Origin of the sequence: Desulfonatronospira sp. (genome assembly GCA_003563255.1) — a bacterium.
In the GTDB taxonomy this organism is placed as follows: Bacteria; Desulfobacterota; Desulfovibrionia; order Desulfovibrionales; family Desulfonatronovibrionaceae; genus Desulfonatronospira.
Genome location: PWSL01000037.1, coordinates 1 through 2,810 on the forward strand (window position 1 = coordinate 1; position 2,810 = coordinate 2,810).

General features: G+C 56.7%; 3 protein-coding genes. All 3 read left to right on the forward strand.

What is annotated here, in order from left to right:
- Positions 1-921: TRAP transporter substrate-binding protein DctP (dctP, locus tag QZP87_RS01165; RefSeq protein ID WP_291321093.1), on the forward strand; the 921-nt coding region annotated here is incomplete at its 5' end.
- A 95-nt stretch (positions 922-1,016) separates the two neighbouring features.
- A complete protein-coding gene (locus QZP87_RS01170; protein ID WP_291321094.1) occupies positions 1,017-1,526 on the forward strand; it encodes a TRAP transporter small permease subunit in 510 nt (169 codons plus the stop codon).
- Positions 1,519-2,810 (forward strand): TRAP transporter large permease subunit (locus QZP87_RS01175; protein ID WP_291321095.1); only part of this gene is annotated, 1,292 nt, incomplete at its 3' end. The genes QZP87_RS01170 and QZP87_RS01175, both read left to right, overlap by 8 nt.

Below are 2,810 nucleotides of genomic sequence, written 5' to 3' on the forward strand. Positions count from 1 at the left end.
ACGCAGCAGCATGCGTCACTGGTCCGGGTGGCCGAACAGATTGAATTAGCCACAGGTGGCCGTGTCACCATGTCGGTCGAGGTTGGAGGAGGCATCGCCCCCGCGACGCAGGAGTTCTCTGCGGTCGAGGTAGGAACGCTCGATTTCGCCGTCACATGCTTCATGTACTGGCGCGACCGCTGGGATGAGTGTGGTCTGTTCACGACAGTTGGCGGCGGCATGTCCCCCATGGAGGCCCTTTCGTGGTTCCGTGAGGGTGGTGGCGGAGAATTTGCCGACGAAATGATCGCCGGTTCCGGAGTGCACATCGTCAGGGACGGCGGCTGGATGGGACCTCCCGAGATTTACATGGGCATCGACGAGCCTCTCGAGTACCCCAACCATGTTCAGGGCCTTACACTTCGTGGTGCCGGTGATGGCGCCGAGATCTGGGAGCGCATGGGCGCCAGCATGGTCATGATGCCCGCAGGTGAGGTGTTCGAGGCAATGCAGCGCGGCGTTATCGACGGCTACGAGGTCTCGATGCCGACACTCGACTGGGATCTTGGCATGTATGAGGCCGCGTCATACATGTACCTTTCCGGCGCTCGCCAGCCTTACGAGTTCAACCCGTTCATCATCAACAAGGACCTCTGGCACGATTTGCCTTCTGACATTCAGACCATCATCTCGGAGGTGAATCAGACCGAGACCATTCGCGCATACGCCGAGTTGCTGAGAATGGATCAGGAAGCGATCGACCGTTTCATTGACTACGGCACCAATATCCAGGTTCTGCCTGAAGGGATGGAGGCAGAATACCAGCGGGCCGCGGAAGAATACTATGCAGAGCGAGCCGCTGCAGATCCGTGGGAAGCTCAGATACTTGAATCCTACTGGTCCTGGATGGAGTCTCTGCGTGAAATCTGGTATCGCATATAGTCAGGAAGACTCCTGCAACAGCTGTGATAGCATGAACTTCATGCACGTCCCGGGAGCCGATTGGCTCCCGGGACGTGCCATAAAGGTGTGACAACGTGAGAAAAGTCCTCAAGGTGATTGACACGGTAAATGCGAATCTCGGCCAGTTCGTTAAATGGATGGTCGTGGCCGCGATTCTCGTCATCTGTCTGCAGGTTGTCATGCGGTACGGGTTCGGCCGCGCTCAAATGTGGACGTACGAGTTGCCTATCCAGATCGCCGCATGCATGTACGCCCTTTCGTGGGGGTACGTGTTACTGATCAAGGGGCACGCACGCGTCGACATAATCTACACCCGCTTTTCGGAGCGAGGACGTGCCATTATCGACTCCGTGTGTTTCCTGGGTCTGTTCGTCCCAGTGGTGGGTTTCCTTACCCTCATGTCGTACAGATGGATGATTCGCGCGTTCGATATTGGTGAGCGTACTGTGTTCACCTACCTGTACTGGCCCGCACAACCGCTAAGAACTATCATCTTCATAGGTATCCTCCTGTTCTTTATACAGGGCCTGGCTCAGTTCTACCGGGATGTTTACCTGGTCGTGAAGGGTGTGAAGTATGATTAGCATGACTCCCGAGGTAACGACCATTGCTCTGCTGGGAGGTGTGCTCGTCGGCGTGCTTCTTGGTTATCCTTTGGCCATCTCCGTTGGTGCTGCGGGCCTCATTGTAGGCTACCTGCTGTTCGGACCAGCCATCATTGGCGACATGTTCTATAACCGGATGTTCAACCAGCTCACCAACTACACGTTGCTGGCAGTGCCGTTCTTCGTGTTTATGGGCATTATGCTGGAGCGTACAGGGGTAGCCGAACAGTTGTACTCGGTGCTGTATCTGTGGTTCGGTGGGCTTCGCGGTGGCCTTGCTGTCACCACGATCATTATCGGAACTATTATGGCTGCGTGCGTGGGCGTAATCGCAGCCTCCACGATGATGCTTGCGCTTGTTGGCATTCCAGCTATGCTGAAGCGAGGCTACAGCAAGCCGCTGGCCACCGGTTCGGTCTGCGCGGGAGGCACTCTGGGCATCCTCATTCCACCCAGCATTATGCTGGTGGTTTACGGTCCAATGGCAAACCTGAGCGTGGGACGCCTGTTCTTCGGCGCCTTTGTGCCCGGATTTATGCTCGCTGGACTGTACATGCTCTACATCGTCATCTGGTGTCTCGTCCGGCCGGCCGAAGGACCCGCCGTGCCGGTTGAGGAACGCAGCGTGCCGCTCTCCGTGAAGACTGGGATGCTGGTGAAGTCTCTTGTGCCGCCCATGCTCATCATCCTGGCCGTTCTCGGCAGCATCTTCTTCGGCGTGGCCGCTCCTACAGAGGCAGGTGGGGTAGGTGCACTCGCTGCCACACTCCTCGCGGTGGTTTACCGCAGGTTCAGTTTCAGAGCATTGAGAGAGACTGCACTGTCAACCATCAAGCTGAGCGGCATGATCCTGCTGATCGCGTCGCTCGCGTTCGCGTTTGTGGGTGTATTCATTCGAGCTGGTGGCGGCGCCGTTGTCACTGAGTTTTTGCTTGGCGCTCCCGGCGGCAGATGGGGTGTATTCTTCGTAGTTATGCTCCTGTCTTTCCTGCTGGGCATGTTCATTGACTGGATCGGCATTGTGTTTATCATGGTGCCTATCATCACGCCGATTGGCGCGGCTCTGGGTTTCGACCCGCTCTGGTTCGCGATGATGATCATCATCAATCTGCAGATGTCATTCCTGAGTCCGCCATTCGCCTATGCCATTTTCTTCGTAAAAGCGGCATCACCTCCCGAATTCGGGGTTGAGACGACTGACGTCATCCGTGGCGTGGTTCCGTTCCTGTTGCTGATCGTTCTCGGCCTTGGACTCTGCATCGC